Below are 15785 nucleotides of genomic sequence, written 5' to 3' on the forward strand. Positions count from 1 at the left end.
AAAGACGATTAGCTTGGTTGATAGCCCGTATCTTCTAGAGTCGGATTCTCCGCTGCATTTCGCGCTAAATCATCACACATTTCGTTTTCTCTGTGTCCCGCGTGTCCTTTTACCCAGCGCCAATCAACGCTATGGCGAGCGGTTTCTTTATCGAGCCTTTGCCACAGATCGGCATTTTTAACCGGTTTCTTGTCGGCTGTTTTCCAGTCACGCTTTTTCCAGTTATGAATCCACTGTGTGATGCCTTGACGCACGTATTGGCTATCTGTGGTCAGAATCACAGAGCAAGGTTCTTTGAGGGCTTGGAGAGCAACGACAGCGGCGAGCATTTCCATACGGTTATTGGTTGTTAGCGTGAAACCTTCTGCTAGCGTCTTCTCGACTTTTTTGTAGCGAAGTACGATGCCATAGCCGCCGGGACCAGGGTTGCCTAAACAAGAACCATCAGTGAAAATTTCAACTTGTTTCGTCATGATTTGATACTATTACCTCAAGCACATTATCGGCATAGTCTGACACAGTTATCCTTATGAATACCAGTAGCACTCCAGAACAAAGCACGAGCGAAAAAAACAGTTCGAACGAAAATAAGCGCATTGTTGTACTCGATACCGAAACCACCGGTATGAATACAGAAGGTGGCCCTCACTATATGGGTCACCGCATCGTTGAAATTGGTGCAGTAGAGATCATCAACCGTAGGCTGACCGGGCGTCATTTCCACGTCTACATCAAGCCCGATCGTGCGATTCAAGAAGAGGCGATTGGCGTTCACGGTATTACCGATGAATTCTTGATTGATAAGCCTGAATACCAAGACATTCATAAAGAGTTTCTCGACTTTATCAAAGGTGCGGAGCTGGTGGCTCATAACGCGCCCTTCGATACGGGCTTCATGGACTATGAGTTTGAGAAGCTCAACCCAGCGATAGGTAAAACGGATGACTACTGTAAAGTTACCGATACCTTGGCAATGGCGAAGAAGATATTCCCAGGTAAAAGAAACAACCTAGATATCTTATGTGACCGTTACGGTATCGATAACTCGCACCGCACTCTCCACGGCGCATTGCTCGATGCGGAGATCCTAGCCGACGTCTACTTATTGATGACGGGTGGTCAAACTTCGCTGCAATTTAACGCTGGTCAACAGGAAGGTGAAGCCGAAAGCATACGAAGAGTAGAAAGTGGTCGAAAATCCCTAAAGGTTTTACGAGCTACGGCCGATGAAGTAGAAGCGCATCAAAGTCGTTTAGATCTCGTCGAGAAAAGCGGAAGCTGCCTCTGGCGTCAGTAGGGAGAAAGTATGTTAAGGGTATTGGCTACCGGTTGCTTATTGCTGTTAAGTTTTGGCTTACATGCAGCAACAGAATCCGTTATGAGTTTATTGGACAACCGTTTTAGAGTTGATCCCAGTATTGAACAAGTCACCTTTGTGATTTATCGAGCCGATAACTCTAAACCTGTCGTTTTGGTTCGCCCTGATGGCAAGAAATACTACTCTTGGCGCAATGCTGATAATGTCCGTTGGTACGAAGAATCGTCCATGGACATTATCTCTATCGACAATCCGATGCCCGGCCCTTGGCAAGCGATAGGTAAAGTTTCCCCTAAGAACAATATCAAGCTGCTGTCTCATCTTGTTTTGGATGCTAATGAGTTCCCAGATAAGTTGTATCAAACAGAGCGCATCAAATTTACCGCTCGACTGACTTCTGATGGCAAGCCGCTGGTGCTGCGCGATTTTCTCGATCGCGTGAAGCTTAAGGTTACCTTTACTAAGTTTGTTGAAAACGAAGAGTCTTTGGTGAGAGAAGCGCGCCCGGTGCCGGTTGTGATGGGCGAGTTTGCCGATGATGGCGCTGATCTTGATGAAAAGGCCGGAGATGGTGTGTTCACTGTCTCTTTGCCAATTGATATCGAGCCCGGTAAATACCGAGCGCTTATTACCTCTGGTAATGGCGTGTTCCTGCGAGCGCAAGAGCAAGAAGTCTTGGTTTACCCAACACCGATCACTAGCACCTTCATTCAATCACGAAAAGAGGGTTTACCTCATACTATTGTGGTGTCTGGTGAACAGGGGATGATCGCACCGAGCTCGTTAGCGGTTCATGTTGAGCACAAGGCTCCTGATGAATATGTGATGTACAAGCAGGGGCAAGCTGAAGTCGACGCAATGAAAGTCGCTTTAGAGGTGCCTTATAATGGCGATTTAGGAATTTATAATTGGTCAGGGATGGTTTATGCCACTGATGCTTCAAGTCAGCGCCCGCTGATTTTTCCAATTACCGAGCAGTCGTACAGCGTTGTTGAAGATATCGACTTAGCAGAGTCACGACGTCTTCAAGAAGAAGCTCTTGCTGAACAGAAGCGTATCGCAACAGAGTTGATGATCCTTCAAAAACGTGAAGATGACAGACAGCGCAGTATGATCATTATTGCGGTGGGTAATGTGGTCGCTATTCTATTGGGCTTATTGATTTGGTTTGTGGTTCGTAAGGTCAAGGCGAAGAAAAAAGCGTTACCTGAGATGCAGCTCAAGGCGCCCAAGTAACTCGCTTAGATGATTAGATTGTCTAGAGAGAATAAGCTGCTAGATAAAGCATTGGAATTTGTGGCAACGAAATCATGAACAAAAAAACGGGACTCATAGTAGTCCCGTTTTTGTTTCTTTTTCTGGCCTTAAGCGACGTTATCAATCGATTGGTCTGGGTACTGAGATTTTGCTGCAAGCTCCTCTGGTGAGAAGTCATCCACGTTAATCGTGTACAGTCTATGTTCCTCAGCGCTAATCAGAAGATTTGCTTCGTCTTGCGTTAAGATACCTTTCTCAAGTCCCAACTGAGCAACAAGATCAAGTCGTAAGAAGGCACGTTTTTGATGTGTCTCTTTGCAGACTTTGTCGAACAGAGGTTCAGCTTGAAGAATCACTTCTAGCGCTTTTTCAATCTTACCTACTGGGTTGTATTCCGTCGCTTCTAGGTATTGGCCGCGACCTATACGAGAGCGTGTTTCGCTTGGTGTTTGTAGAATGTGCGCAACTTTGCTATCGAGCTTGTCGTTTGGAGCACGACGGATACGACCAAATGGCATTAGCACAACACGAAGCAGACGACCAATCACAGGGTTAGGGAAGTTCGCTAAGAATTCATCAATCGCCACTTCAGTCTGACGTAAGCTATCTTGCATCCCCCAATGTACTAACGGTAGATCTTCAGCGTGGCTGCCTTCACTTTCAAAGCGCTTCAACGTTGCTGAACCGAGGTAAAGTTGACTTAAGATATCACCCAGTCTTGCTGATAAACGTTCTCTACGCTTCAGTGATCCGCCTAGAACTGCCATTGAAATATCAGACAGTAGCGCTAGGTTTGCACTGTAGCGGTTTAGCTGTTGGTAGTAACGCTGTGTCTGTTTATCTGTTTTATTTGAAGGTGTTGGCGCATCAGAACCACGACCATCGGTTAAACCAAACCACAAGCTGCGGACTAGGTTGCTCATCGTAAAGCTAACGTGCCCTGCTAACGCTGAATCAAACTTATCAAGCGCATCGCTGCTTTCAGAATAAGCCGCTTCCATTTCGTTCAGTACGTAAGGGTGACAGCGAATCGCACCTTGACCATAGATGATCATTGAACGAGTCAGGATGTTTGCGCCTTCAACCGTAATCGCGATAGGCGAGCCTTGGTAGCCACGAGCTAGGAAGTTCGATGGGCCTAAACAAATGCCTTTACCACCGACGATATCCATCGCATCAATGATGCTGCGCTGGCCACGGTGAGTACAGTGGTACTTAACGATTGCAGAGATAACCGAAGGCTTTTCACCAAGGTCGATGCCCGCAACGGTTAGGTTACTTGCAGCGTCCATTACATAAGCGTTACCTGCAAGGCGTGCAAGTGGCTCTTCAACCCCTTCCATGCGGCCAATAGGCTGTTTGAACTGACGGCGGATACGAGCGTAAGCGCCAGTTGCAAGCGCGGCAGACTTGATGCCACCAGTTGAATTTGAAGGCAGTGTGATACCACGACCAACCGACAGGCACTCAACCAGCATACGCCAGCCTTGACCGGCCATTTTCTGACCGCCAATGATGAAATCGATAGGCACGAAGATATCGTCGCCTTGCGTCGGGCCATTTTGGAAAGGTACGTTTAGTGGGAAGTGGCGGTTGCCAATCTCTACGCCTTTTAAATCCGTTGGGATAAGCGCACAAGTGATACCAAGATCTTTTTGATCACCAAGCAGGCCATCCGGGTCACGAAGTTTAAAAGCTAAGCCTAATACCGTCGCGACAGGCGCGAGAGTGATGTAACGCTTGTTCCAAGTTAGGCGCATGCCAAGTACTTCTTCGCCTTGCCAGTCGCCTTTACATACCACACCGTAATCTGGGATAGAGCCTGCATCTGAACCGGCTTCTGGGCTAGTCAGAGCAAAACAAGGGATCTCTTTACCTTCCGCTAAGCGAGGCAGGTAGTGGTTTCTTTGTTCTTCTGTTCCGTAGTGTTGTAAAAGTTCACCAGGGCCTAATGAGTTAGGTACGCCAACCGTCGATGACAATACACTAGAAACGCCCGTTAGCTTCTGTAGAACCAAAGATTGAGCGTAAGCTGAGAACTCTAAGCCGCCGTATTTTTTCTTGATGATCATGGCGAAGAATTTATGGTCTTTCAGGTATTGCCATACTTCTGGTGGCAAATCAGCAAGCTCATGTGTCACTTGGTAATCATTGACCATTTCACACACGGTATTTACTGGGCCATCTAAAAACGCTTGCTCAGCTTCAGAGAGCTTCGGATCAGCAATGTTCTGAAGCTTCTTCCATTCAGGTTTGCCTTTGAACAGCTCTGCTTCCCACCATACTGTGCCAGCTTCTAGTGCTTCTTTTTCTGTCTGAGACATCGCCGGTAGAACTTTCTTAAATAAAGAGAGTGCTTTTTGGCTGATCAGTGTCTGACGAATGGTCGGTACAGCAAAGATCGCAACGGCTAATAGATAGCAAAGCCAGCCAGTAACAGCCACGCCGCCAAGCAGTGTTAATGCTACCATTGCGCCGGTTAATACAACTAATGCACGTACCAGACTAACTCTATGGTAAAGACAGACGCCTAAGATGGCGGTCATGCCGAGTAGGGAGAGCAATATGTTCATGATCGATTTCCTTTTCAGAGATCACTTATTGTTATTAAGTTTTAGGTAAGAGGTCTAACCAGTCAAGTGTAAACAAAATATTAAATATTTGTAAAACTCCAAAGTGAGTAAAAAGTGATCTCAATAGAGTTAAAGTTCTAATTGTGAGAGGTTGGTGGCGAATATTTGGACGGATCGGCAGTGAGACCCTAATAAAGGTGGCAATCTTTGGGCTTAAGTGTCGACACTATTTCATGTTTGTGGGTAAACTCAGTTATAAAGAGGGGAAAACCCTCAGTTCTCATTTCACGCACTTTAAGTTGCGTTAAAAAAAATAAGAGATAAGCCTTATGTACCAAGACCTAATCAAAAGTGAATTAAACGAAGCTGCTGACGTTCTTAACAAGTTTTTGAGTGACGACCATAACATCGCTCAAATTGAAGCGGCGGCAAAACTGATTGCTGACTCATTCAAGCAAGAAGGCAAGGTGCTTTCTTGTGGTAACGGTGGCTCACACTGTGATGCAATGCACTTCGCGGAAGAGCTAACAGGCCGATACCGTGAAAACCGTCCAGGTTACGCTGGTATTGCGATTTCAGATCCAAGCCACTTGTCTTGCGTGAGTAATGATTTTGGCTACGACCACGTATTTTCTCGTTATGTAGAAGCGGTAGGCCGTAAAGGTGATGTGTTGTTCGGTCTGTCGACTTCAGGTAACTCTGCCAATATTCTAAAAGCGATTGAAGCTGCTCAAGCTAAAGGCATGAAGACGATTGCATTGACGGGTAAAGATGGCGGCAAAATGGCGGGTTGTGCTGATATCGAAATCCGAGTGCCACACTTTGGTTACGCAGATCGCATCCAAGAGATTCACATTAAGATCATTCATATTGTGATTCAGCTTGTTGAAAAAGAGATGGAATAATAGTTTTACAGACATTTGGAGCCCAGCTTAGGCTCCATTGGTTTTAATAGGGAGTAGATTAAACCATGTGTGAATTGCTCGGTATGAGCGCGAATGTGCCAACTGATATTTGTTTTAGCTTTACTGGTCTTATGCAGCGTGGAGGCAATACTGGCCCGCACCGCGATGGCTGGGGTATTACCTTCTATGAAGGAAAGGGTTTTCGTACATTTAAAGATCCTAACCCTAGCTGTGAATCTAAGATCGCTGAGTTGGTTCAAAACTACCCAATTAAAAGCCAAGCCGTTGTCAGTCATATCCGTCAAGCGAACCGTGGTGGTGTTAATCTAGAAAATACACACCCTTTTACTCGTGAGCTTTGGGGGCGATACTGGACCTTCGCTCACAATGGTCAATTAACGGATTACGACGATCTGATCAGTGGTCGTTTCAGACCGGTCGGCGAGACAGACAGTGAGCTCTCTTTCTGTTGGTTACTCAAACAACTCGAAGAGCGTTTTCCTGAGCCACCTCAAGATATGGAAGGTATGTTTCGCTTTGTGGCTGAGTGTTGTGACAAGCTGCGTGAGAAAGGCGTTTTCAACATGTTACTCAGTGATGGTGAGTATGTGATGACCTTCTGTACCAACCATTTGTACTGGATAACAAGGCGCGCACCTTTTGGTAAAGCGAGCCTGATTGATGAAGATGTTGAGATTAACTTCCAAGAAGAAACTACACCAAATGATGTGGTGACGGTGGTAGCAACTCAACCTCTTACGGACAATGAACAGTGGTTTAGAATGAAGCCGGGCGAATACGCACTGTTTCATTTTGGTGAGCTGATTGGCAACAACCATCAAGCGTTAGAAGATGTTGCTTATGCGCCGAAAAAGGTAGCGAGCCAAGCACCGACAGAGCCATTAAGCTAATGCTGTAGATCGTATTGCTTGAACCCGAACAAACGAAGGCCGCTTACTGCACTAACCAGTCAGTAAGCGGCCTTTTTGTTTTTCAGCAATTTGTTGTCTGAGAGTCGTTTGACGAATTACTCTTCTGCGTAACCGTGTTTACCTAATGCTTTACCGTCTAACACAGCCTGTCCATTGACCATTGATAAACGGTCTTCCGCGAACCACTTGCAGACCATAGGGTAAATGCAGTGTTCTTGAGTCAGCACTCGGCTTGCCAACATATCAGCATCATCATCTTCAAATACCGGCACCTTAGCTTGCAAGATCACAGGGCCGCCATCGAGCTCCTCGGTAACAAAGTGGACGCTAGTACCGTGTTCTTTGTCTTGCGCATCAATGGCACGCTGGTGGGTGTGTAGGCCTGGGTATTTCGGCAACAGAGAAGGGTGGATGTTGACCATTTTCCCTGCATAGTGACGAACAAACTCTGAACTCAGGATTCGCATGTAGCCAGCGAGTACGATTAAATCTGGCTGGTAAGCATCGATCTGAACCATCAATTCATGGTCAAACTCTTCACGTGAACCAAAGTCTTTTGGATTCACTGAATGAGCGTCAACACCTGCGGTTTTCGCTCGTTCTAATCCAAAAGCCTCTGCTTTGTTTGAGAAGACAGCTTTAACCGATGCATCAATCATATCGCTATCGCAGGCATCTAAAATAGCCTGTAAGTTACTTCCGCTTCCTGAAACTAACACAACGATGTTTTTCTGAGAGTGACTGGTTTTATTTGAGTGATTGTTTTTCATAGAGTGGGTCATACGATTGATTAACTGAATTGTTTACAATGTACCTACATAAACTAAGGTTTTCTGCGGGCTAAATAGCAAAATGAGGACCATTAGGTCCTCATTGATTAACTAAGTAAGTGAGCGTATCACTTATTTAATTTCAACTTGCTCTTCGCCAGCTTCAGCGTTTGCGATCTCACCGATAACCCAAGCGTTTTCGCCTTCAGCTTTCAGTAGTTCAACAGCAGCGTCTGCTTGATCTTTAGGTAGAGCAACAACTAGGCCTACACCACAGTTGAAAGTGCGGTACATTTCGAATGTCTCCACGTTACCTTTCTCTTGTAGCCAGTTGAAGATAGCAGGCCATTCCCAGCTCTTGCCATCAATGACTGCTTTAGTACCTTCAGGAAGTACGCGTGGGATGTTTTCCCAGAAACCACCACCTGTGATGTGTGAGATAGCATGAATGTCATGCTCTGCAATCATCTTAAGTGCCGATTTGATGTAAATCTTAGTTGGTTCTAGTAGGTGCTCACCGATAGTGCGACCTTCTAGTTCTTCACTCTTATCAGCACCAGAAACTTCTAGAACTTTACGAATTAAAGAGTAACCGTTTGAGTGTGGACCACTTGAACCAACAGCGATAAGTGCGTCGCCTGCTGCTACTTTAGTGCCGTCAATGATGTCCGCTTTTTCTACAACACCAACACAGAAACCAGCTACGTCGTAGTCGTCGCCTTCGTACATGCCTGGCATTTCAGCCGTTTCACCACCGATTAGTGCACAACCAGCTTGAACACAACCTTCAGCGATACCAGAAACAACGTCTGCTGCTGTATCTACATCTAGCTTACCTGTTGCGTAGTAGTCTAGGAAGAATAGCGGCTCACCACCTTGAACGATTAGGTCGTTCACACACATTGCCACTAGGTCGATACCAATGGTGTCGTGTTTTTTCAGATCCAAAGCAAGGCGAAGTTTAGTACCAACACCATCAGTACCTGAAACAAGTACCGGCTCTTTGTATTTCGTTGGAAGTTCACATAGGGCGCCAAAGCCACCAATACCGCCCATTACTTCAGGGCGACGAGTGCGTTTAACAGCACCTTTAATACGGTCTACTAGTGCATTACCAGCGTCGATATCAACACCAGCGTCTTTGTAGCTTAGAGAAGAAGTATTACCACTCACGGGATAGTCCTCGAACTTAAGTTGGATGTGAAAACGGCGCTATTCTAACAGGGCTTGATTACCAAGAGCAAACGTTTGCGCGGTTTTTTTTATTAGAATAAAGATTCTGAAATAACCTTAGAGTTCGTGTATAATCTACAGGTTTGTTTAAATATTGCCGGAGTTGGAAATGAAAGTTGTTGAAGTGAAACACCCGCTAGTAAAACATAAAATTGGCCTGATGCGTGAAGGTGAGATTAGCACTAAGCGTTTTCGTGAGCTAGCGACAGAAGTGGGTAGCCTTCTAACATACGAAGCGACATCAGACTTTGAAACTGAGCGTGTGACGATTAACGGTTGGAACGGTCCAGTAGAAGTTGACCAAATTAAAGGTAAAAAAGTAACGGTAGTGCCAATCCTACGTGCTGGTCTAGGCATGATGGACGGCGTTCTTGAGCACATCCCAAGTGCACGTATCAGCGTTGTTGGTATCTACCGTGACGAAGAAACACTTGAGCCAGTACCATACTTCAACAAGCTTGCATCTAACATCGATGAGCGTATTGCTCTAGTGGTAGACCCAATGCTTGCGACAGGTGGTTCTATGATCGCGACTATCGACCTGATGAAAGAGAAAGGTTGTAAGCACTTTAAGATTCTTGTGCTTGTTGCTGCTCCTGAAGGTATCGCTGCTCTAGAAAAAGCGCACCCAGATGTTGAGCTTTACACGGCTGCAATCGATGAGAAGCTAAACGACAAGGGCTACATTGTTCCTGGTCTTGGCGATGCTGGCGATAAGATCTTCGGTACTAAGTAATTCGGTTTCAGCTTAAGTGACTCTAAACAGTTCCTTAACTCGCTGAATTAACCGTATTAATAAAAAGGGAGAGCATTCGATGCTCTCCCTTTTTTGATCTTGTTAGGTTGTGATTCTTTGGAATCTAGCCTTACCGACTCATTAATCGATTTGAGCTTTATCTACCACAGTGTTGTCACCTAGCTCTTCTGGAAGTACTAGGTTAAGTAGAATCGCAACGATACCGCACAAGCTTACGCCCTGTAGGCTAAAGTCACCGATACCAAAGGCCATGCCGCCAATACCAAAGACTAAAGTAATGCCCACAATCACAAGGTTACGTGATTTATGCAGGTCAACGTTGTTCTTGATGAGTGTGTTAAGGCCCACTGTTGCGATAGAGCCAAACAGTAGAATCATGATGCCACCCATTACAGGAACCGGAATCGTTTGAAGTAGTGCGCCTAGCTTACCAACCAATGCAAGAACGATAGCAGTAACAGCAGCCCAAGTCATGATCACTGGGTTGAATGCTTTCGTCAGCATTACTGCACCTGTTACTTCACTGTAGGTTGTGTTTGGCGGAGCGCCCAGCATTGAAGCGGCAATTGTAGCCACGCCGTCGCCTGTGATAGTACGGTGTAAACCTGGCTTTTTAAGGTAGTCTTTACCGGTTACGTTAGAGATAGCAAGCATGTCCCCTACGTGCTCTACGGCTGGTGCGATAGCAACAAACACCATAAAGAAGATAGCGTTGATGTTAAATTCTGGTGCTGTGAAGTTAGGTAGTGCTAACCAAGATGCTTGCGCTACTGGAGTGAAGTCTACCGCGCCGTATACCAAGCTGGTGATGTAACCCGCAACAATACCACCGAAGATTGGCAGTAGCTTAAGGAAGCCTTTTGAAAACACACTGATGACAATCGTCACTAACAGTGAAATTGAAGAGATCCACAGGGCAGCGTCTGCATCAACAAGCTGAACCGCACCATCGCCTGTCTTACCTAGCGCCATGTTAACTGCAACAGGTGCAAGACCTAAACCGATAACCATGATCACAGGGCCAACAACGACTGGTGGAAGCAGTTTATGGATGAAGCCAACGCCACGAACTTTAATTAACGCGCCCATTAGTACATACACAACACCCGCCGCCATCAAGCCGCCCATGGTTGCACCAACACCCCAAGTTTGAATACCAAACATGATAGGCGCGATGAAAGCAAAAGAAGATGCTAAGAAGATTGGCACTGAACGGCGTGTAATAAGTTGGAATAAAAGGGTACCGATACCTGCGCCAAACAGTGCAACGTTGGGATCGAGTCCAGTCAGTAGCGGCACTAATACAAGCGCACCAAATGCTACAAACAGCATTTGCGCACCTTGCAGAGCATTTTTCATGTTATGTCCTTAAAAATGGTCGTTATATGAAAAGCGAAAAATAAAATTCGCGGGATTCTATCACTTGGCAATCGATTGCTACACCAAATAGATCAAATTTATTTATCTTAGTGATGTTTTATATCCATCTAAGCCCTAGAAATTCAGTTTATAAGTGAGCGATTTATCATGGCCAGGTGATATTTTGTGGTTATTAAACACAGTGGGCGCTATCGACCTTGCCCCTCAATCCATAGTTGCTTATCATCTAGGCACAAGATTTGAATATTAGGATCAGTATGCGCTACATAGCATTGTTGTTGATGGGACTATTAGCCTCTCCGAGTTATGCCTTAACTCAAGTAGATATTTTTAGTGCTGAAGTTGCGATTAACGCTGAAGACAAACAGCCAGAACAAGTGGCAAGAAATACAGGTATGGAGCAGGTATTGATACGTGCGACTGGCCAAACTGATGTCGCTTCGAATGAGACGATTCAAAAGGCGATGCGCAAGAGTTCGCAGTACATGTCTCAAATGAGTTTTGGCGAAAGCAATGACCAATCAACATTGCGTATGCGTTTTAACGGTGCTCAAATCCGTTCTCTGTTGACTCAAGCACAGTTACCTTACTGGCCTGACACGCGTTCAAACATCCTTGTTTGGCTGGTGGAAGAGGACAACTACGACAAGAACATCGTATGGGAACACTCTAACTCACAGTTAGCAGCTAGCTTACAAGCTAAGGCAAAAGAGCGTGGCTTGCCTCTAACGCTGCCTGTGGGTGACTTTGACGATATTACGGGTATTGCGACTTCTGATTTGTGGGGTAGCTTTGTTACGCCAATCAGTAAAGCGAGTCAGCGTTATCCTGTTGATGCTGTGTTGGTGATAAAGGCTCAATCTTCAGGCCTACGTTGGGCTCTATACGATCAAAAGCCAAGTCAATTGACGAGTGCACCAACATCGCCTGTAAGTGGTTCACTATCGGGTAACAGCGACACGACTTCTAAGAAGTTAGTTGACCAAATCAGTAACTACTACGCAGGCAAAAGTGCTGTGACGGTAGCGAGTGAGTCATCAGAATCGATTTTAACGCAGTTTATTAGCCTGAATAATGCTCAAGACTTCTTCCAGTTAGAGAACGCACTTAAGCGTCTAAACTCGGTGGCAAGCCTAGATATTCTGAAGATTCAGAATAACGAAGTCACTTTCCGAATTCACTTATTGTCGACTCAACAAGAGTTTGAGCAAGAAGTAGCAAGTATTCGCCAAGTTGCGAAGGTTGAAGAATCTTACATTGAGCCTGAAGTGAGCCCTGAATTTGAAACTCAAGACAACACAATGTCTGTAGGTGATGATTCAACAGACGCTGCTGAAGTCGTTGGTGACGAAACTGACTCAGGCGTACAAGTGATTAAGGGCAACGAGGTATCTGAGGATGCTGAGCTAACGAATACGCCTGACGCAACGTTAGAGGATTCTAGTACAGAAGATCTAACCATCACTGCGCCAGTACATGCTAAGCCAAGCTTGGTATACGAGTGGGTTCGCTCATAATTGTCAGCTGACATGACTGATTGAAATGAAAACTTGAAAAAAGCCCTGCAAGAGCAATCTCGCAGGGCTTTTTGTTTGTAAGCGGTCAGTTTAAAAGCATGGGCTCAATATTATTGCTCGAACTTAGCTTTTTCTCTCTTTTCTACTTCAGAAAGACGCTTCAACTTGATGCCTAACTCTTTGGCTCTAAAGCGAGTAAATAAGATATTGCCCGCGAAACCTAGAGTCGTCAGAAGCAGTTCTACAGCCGCTAATAAACGTTCACCATCGTCTACATACAAGATAGTTAATGCGTGTAGGAAATAGAGCATCAAGACGAAATTTGCCCATGCGTGCGTATAAGGTTTTCCTGCTAAAATGCCCGGTAATGGCAATAACAGCGGGATAGCCCAAGCAATCGCCAGTGTGACATTACTGAGATGAGGGTGCGGTGAAAGCGTCATCTGCCAAGCCACCACCCAGAATAAAAGCGACAAGTTGCCCGCTAAAGCAAGGTAGCGAAATAGCTTGGTTTTGGGAGACATAGCCTTCTCTGGCATATACATCATTGAGAAATTCCCTTCTGATTTATTGCGATGCGCGCTAGGCGTTTACCTAGGTTTTGCGCCAACTCAATCTCTTCTTTGCTAAGTGAAGCGCTCTCTCCAGTACTGCTTGCACCATAAGGCGTACCACCAGTTTGAGTGGTGTGCAGCGCCGGTTCTGAGTAGGGGATGCCCACGACTAACATGCCGTGATGAAGCAGGGGCAACATCATGCTTTGTTGTGTTGTCTCTTGACCACCATGCAATGATGAAGAAGAGGTAAATACACAACCTGGCTTATCGATGAGATCACCATTGATCCACATTGATGTCGTGCTATCCCAAAAGTGCTTCATTGGCCCGGCCATGTTACCAAACCAAACCGGACTGCCTAGCGCCAAACCATCACAAGATCGAAGCTCTTGTAACGAGGCAATAGGATCGGTTGGTTGATAGCGTGAATCAGACTGCTCTTCTACTGTGTACACGTCGTTCACCGTTCTTAACATGGCTTCACAGTTTGGGATAGACTCAACCCCTCGTGCAATCTGCCTTGCTAGAGCTTGTGTGTTGCCGTGGCGGCTGTAGTAAAGAACAAGAATGTTAATGCTCATATTGGATTACAGAATCTCTAGCACTTGCTCTGGTGGACGACCAATTTTTGCTTTGTTGTTCGCGACAACGACTGGGCGCTCAAACAGTTTTGGATTGGTTGCCATCGCGGCGAAAAGATCTTCATCAGTGACTGAAGCATCACCAAGGTTTGCTTCTTTGTAGTCCGCTTCTTTGGTGCGCATCATGTCGCGAACACTGTCAAAACCAAGCTGAGTGAACAGTACTTTCAGCTGTTCAACTGTTAACGGAGTCTCTAGGTATTTGATTACCTCTGGCTGTACGCCGTTTTCCTGAAGCACTTCTAGAGTTTGACGGCTCTTTGAGCAGCGTGGGTTATGATAAATCACGACAGACATGGTTCTTCCTCATTATTATTTTTGATTTAATTGTTTAGCTGAAGCCACCATAGGTGACTTCTTTTTTTTGTGTAACGTTGAGCTTTCTTTTTATACTGGCAACGAGCGTTACCAGTAAACACTCTATTGTAGCGACAAGAAGCGCTCTCGTTGAATCATTAGCTGATCAATTCGAGCGTCGTAGCGTGCTTGTTTTAGGCTTCCTAATTCTGCGATTTGGCTTGCTTGCGTGTAGTACTGAATCGCTTTGTTCCAGTTGGCTTGCAGTGCCAAAATTTCTGCACGAGCAGCCAGTTCTTCGTCGCTATTACCAAGGCTCGTATTTACTTTTGAAAGTAAGTGCCAGCCATTGGTGTCATTCGGGTTATCGTGCGTGTAACGCTGCAATACGCGAACCGCTTCTTGAAGATCTTCATTTTCAATCAGTGCGTTGGCGTAGTTAATGGTCAGAACCGGGTTGTTTGGTTGACGAACCAGTGCCGATTTAAGTTCTTTAATCGCAATCTCAGGCTGCTTCTTCTCGATGTGCAGATCCGAAATAGCATCTAGATAAAACAGGTTGGTTGGATCGCTGTTAATCAGCTTGTTCAGGATGGGCTCTGCTTTGTCTAATTTTTTAGAGTCTAGGTAAACCAGTGCTTGGCCATATTCTAATGACGGAACCAAAGCTTTAGGGGCTTTCTTTAGCTGACGCTCAAACCAATCAAGAGCAGCATCATTATTAATGCCAGCATAGCGCGCAACAATGCGGGCTCTTGCTAGGTGGTAGTCCAGAGAGGGAGCCAGTTTCAGTGGCGGGTAACTACGAGCACGAGCACGTGAATCGGTAATTCGGTCTTCTGGTAATGGGTGAGTCAGTAGCATTGGCGGTGGTGTGCTCGCATAGCGATATTCATCAGCTAAACGGCCAAAGAAACGTGGCATCGCATTCACATCAAACCCAGCTTTTGCTAGCGTGTTGATACCAAAGCGGTCGGCTTCTTTTTCATTACTACGGGTGTAGTTGATTTGGCTTTGCATATTACCCGCAGTCGTTGCCGTTAGGGCTGCAATGCCGGCTTCAGGAGCTGCAATTGCCAGTAATACAGAGGCTGCTAGCGCTGCAATGGTTGCTGGAGAGCGGCGCGCTTGGTCTTCCATACTACGCGCTAAGTGACGTTGGGTTACGTGCGCGATTTCGTGCGCTAATACAGAAGCTAATTCACTTTCAGATTGTGCATGCAGGAATAGACCTGAGTGCAAAGCAACATAACCACCAAAGAAAGCAAAGGCGTTGATGTTGCGGTCACGGATCATAAAGAACTGGAAAGGTGTCTTTACATCATTTGCGTTCGCGACCAGACGATGGCCAAGAGTATCAATATATAGATTTAGAACTGGGTCGTTTACGATAGGCTGGCTACTTCTGATGATGCGCATGTAGGCATCACCATAGATAAGCTCTTGGTCGATAGTGAGTGTGCCGCCAGCAGCGGTACCGATATCTGGTAGCTCCAAACTATTGGTATTCGCCATAGTTGGGGTGCTTAATGTAGCTGCGATGCATAAGCAAGCAATTGAGCGAGCGCGTTTAAACATATTAGTCAGTAATACTCCGTTTCTTCTGACAGTAAGACAAGTGCAATGGAAATTGGTTCTTTATCTGATT

General features: G+C 45.7%; 15 protein-coding genes. 6 read left to right on the plus strand and 9 right to left on the minus strand.

The annotated features are described in order from the left end of the window. Window positions 1–8: 8 nt before the first annotated feature. Window positions 9–473, minus strand: a complete 465-nt coding sequence (rnhA, locus tag AB6E51_RS09545; RefSeq protein WP_017060723.1) for a ribonuclease HI — start codon at window positions 471–473, stop codon at window positions 9–11. Between the two features lie 56 nt (window positions 474–529). Between rnhA and dnaQ the strand changes: the two genes are divergently transcribed. Beyond that, window positions 530–1297, plus strand: a complete 768-nt coding sequence (dnaQ, locus tag AB6E51_RS09550) for a DNA polymerase III subunit epsilon (protein ID WP_076656889.1) — start codon at window positions 530–532, stop codon at window positions 1295–1297. Between the two features lie 9 nt (window positions 1298–1306). Continuing rightward, window positions 1307–2554: a TIGR03503 family protein gene (locus AB6E51_RS09555; protein ID WP_372058924.1), complete on the plus strand. Its 1248-nt coding sequence runs from the start codon at window positions 1307–1309 to the stop codon at window positions 2552–2554. Between the two features lie 128 nt (window positions 2555–2682). On the opposite strand, the gene fadE is transcribed toward AB6E51_RS09555, so the two are convergent. Then, entirely contained in the window at window positions 2683–5148 is a 2466-nt protein-coding gene (gene fadE / locus AB6E51_RS09560) for an acyl-CoA dehydrogenase FadE (protein WP_059019960.1), read from the minus strand. Between the two features lie 329 nt (window positions 5149–5477). On the opposite strand from fadE, the gene lpcA reads away from it, so the two are divergent. Further along, window positions 5478–6053, plus strand: coding sequence for a D-sedoheptulose 7-phosphate isomerase (lpcA, locus tag AB6E51_RS09565; RefSeq protein WP_017063379.1), 576 nt, complete (start codon window positions 5478–5480; stop codon window positions 6051–6053). A 65-nt stretch (window positions 6054–6118) separates the two neighbouring features. Next, a complete protein-coding gene (locus AB6E51_RS09570) occupies window positions 6119–6964 on the plus strand; it encodes a class II glutamine amidotransferase (protein WP_372058925.1) in 846 nt (281 codons plus the stop codon). Window positions 6965–7080: 116 nt separating this feature from the next. Here AB6E51_RS09570 and purN read toward each other — a convergent pair whose 3' ends face one another. Further along, window positions 7081–7755: a phosphoribosylglycinamide formyltransferase gene (gene purN, locus AB6E51_RS09575; protein WP_017060717.1), complete on the minus strand. Its 675-nt coding sequence runs from the start codon at window positions 7753–7755 to the stop codon at window positions 7081–7083. 132 nt (window positions 7756–7887) lie between these two features. Next, window positions 7888–8928, minus strand: coding sequence for a phosphoribosylformylglycinamidine cyclo-ligase (purM, locus tag AB6E51_RS09580; protein WP_008222945.1), 1041 nt, complete (start codon window positions 8926–8928; stop codon window positions 7888–7890). A 169-nt stretch (window positions 8929–9097) separates the two neighbouring features. Between purM and upp the strand changes: the two genes are divergently transcribed. After that, the gene (gene upp, locus AB6E51_RS09585) at window positions 9098–9724 is read left to right on the plus strand and encodes a uracil phosphoribosyltransferase (RefSeq protein WP_017060716.1); all 627 of its coding nucleotides are present in this window, start codon (window positions 9098–9100) and stop codon (window positions 9722–9724) included. Between the two features lie 141 nt (window positions 9725–9865). Here upp and AB6E51_RS09590 read toward each other — a convergent pair whose 3' ends face one another. Beyond that, window positions 9866–11104 carry a uracil-xanthine permease family protein gene (locus AB6E51_RS09590; protein WP_065583985.1) on the minus strand — a complete coding sequence of 413 codons (1239 nt, stop codon included), beginning with the start codon at window positions 11102–11104 and terminating at the stop codon, window positions 9866–9868. 278 nt (window positions 11105–11382) lie between these two features. Between AB6E51_RS09590 and AB6E51_RS09595 the strand changes: the two genes are divergently transcribed. Further along, on the plus strand, window positions 11383–12642 hold the full coding sequence (locus AB6E51_RS09595) for a DUF2066 domain-containing protein (RefSeq protein ID WP_136978524.1): 1260 nt from the start codon (window positions 11383–11385) through the stop codon (window positions 12640–12642). A 110-nt stretch (window positions 12643–12752) separates the two neighbouring features. Here the strand turns inward: AB6E51_RS09595 and AB6E51_RS09600 are convergent, their stop codons facing one another. From AB6E51_RS09600 to AB6E51_RS09615, 4 genes are all read right to left on the minus strand, one after another. Continuing rightward, window positions 12753–13190, minus strand: a complete 438-nt coding sequence (locus AB6E51_RS09600; protein WP_017060713.1) for a DUF2069 domain-containing protein — start codon at window positions 13188–13190, stop codon at window positions 12753–12755. Then, window positions 13187–13780 (minus strand): NAD(P)H:quinone oxidoreductase, encoded by a 594-nt coding sequence (wrbA, locus tag AB6E51_RS09605; RefSeq protein ID WP_372058926.1) that lies wholly within the window; start codon window positions 13778–13780, stop codon window positions 13187–13189. The genes AB6E51_RS09600 and wrbA overlap by 4 nt, the downstream gene beginning before the upstream one ends. Window positions 13781–13786: 6 nt before the next feature. Further along, on the minus strand, window positions 13787–14137 hold the full coding sequence (arsC, locus tag AB6E51_RS09610; protein WP_017060711.1) for an arsenate reductase (glutaredoxin): 351 nt from the start codon (window positions 14135–14137) through the stop codon (window positions 13787–13789). A gap of 123 nt (window positions 14138–14260) precedes the next feature. Beyond that, a complete protein-coding gene (locus AB6E51_RS09615; protein WP_017060710.1) occupies window positions 14261–15715 on the minus strand; it encodes a M48 family metallopeptidase in 1455 nt (484 codons plus the stop codon). Window positions 15716–15785 lie beyond the last annotated feature (70 nt).

Source organism: Vibrio sp. 10N.247.311.47 (genome assembly GCF_041467535.1).
Classification (GTDB): domain Bacteria; phylum Pseudomonadota; class Gammaproteobacteria; order Enterobacterales; family Vibrionaceae; genus Vibrio; species Vibrio crassostreae_C.

Coding starts and splice junctions, on each gene's coding strand:
- AB6E51_RS09555 (WP_372058924.1), top strand. CDS start 1,307: ATGTTAAGGGTATTGGCTACCGGTTGCTTATTGCTGTTAAGTTTTGGC.
- fadE (WP_059019960.1), bottom strand. CDS start 5,148: ATGAACATATTGCTCTCCCTACTCGGCATGACCGCCATCTTAGGCGTC.
- AB6E51_RS09615 (WP_017060710.1), bottom strand. CDS start 15,715: ATGTTTAAACGCGCTCGCTCAATTGCTTGCTTATGCATCGCAGCTACA.
- AB6E51_RS09595 (WP_136978524.1), top strand. CDS start 11,383: ATGCGCTACATAGCATTGTTGTTGATGGGACTATTAGCCTCTCCGAGT.
- AB6E51_RS09570 (WP_372058925.1), top strand. CDS start 6,119: ATGTGTGAATTGCTCGGTATGAGCGCGAATGTGCCAACTGATATTTGT.
- AB6E51_RS09590 (WP_065583985.1), bottom strand. CDS start 11,104: ATGAAAAATGCTCTGCAAGGTGCGCAAATGCTGTTTGTAGCATTTGGT.
- rnhA (WP_017060723.1), bottom strand. CDS start 473: ATGACGAAACAAGTTGAAATTTTCACTGATGGTTCTTGTTTAGGCAAC.
- wrbA (WP_372058926.1), bottom strand. CDS start 13,780: ATGAGCATTAACATTCTTGTTCTTTACTACAGCCGCCACGGCAACACA.
- purN (WP_017060717.1), bottom strand. CDS start 7,755: ATGAAAAACAATCACTCAAATAAAACCAGTCACTCTCAGAAAAACATC.
- dnaQ (WP_076656889.1), top strand. CDS start 530: ATGAATACCAGTAGCACTCCAGAACAAAGCACGAGCGAAAAAAACAGT.
- lpcA (WP_017063379.1), top strand. CDS start 5,478: ATGTACCAAGACCTAATCAAAAGTGAATTAAACGAAGCTGCTGACGTT.
- AB6E51_RS09600 (WP_017060713.1), bottom strand. CDS start 13,190: ATGATGTATATGCCAGAGAAGGCTATGTCTCCCAAAACCAAGCTATTT.
- upp (WP_017060716.1), top strand. CDS start 9,098: ATGAAAGTTGTTGAAGTGAAACACCCGCTAGTAAAACATAAAATTGGC.
- arsC (WP_017060711.1), bottom strand. CDS start 14,137: ATGTCTGTCGTGATTTATCATAACCCACGCTGCTCAAAGAGCCGTCAA.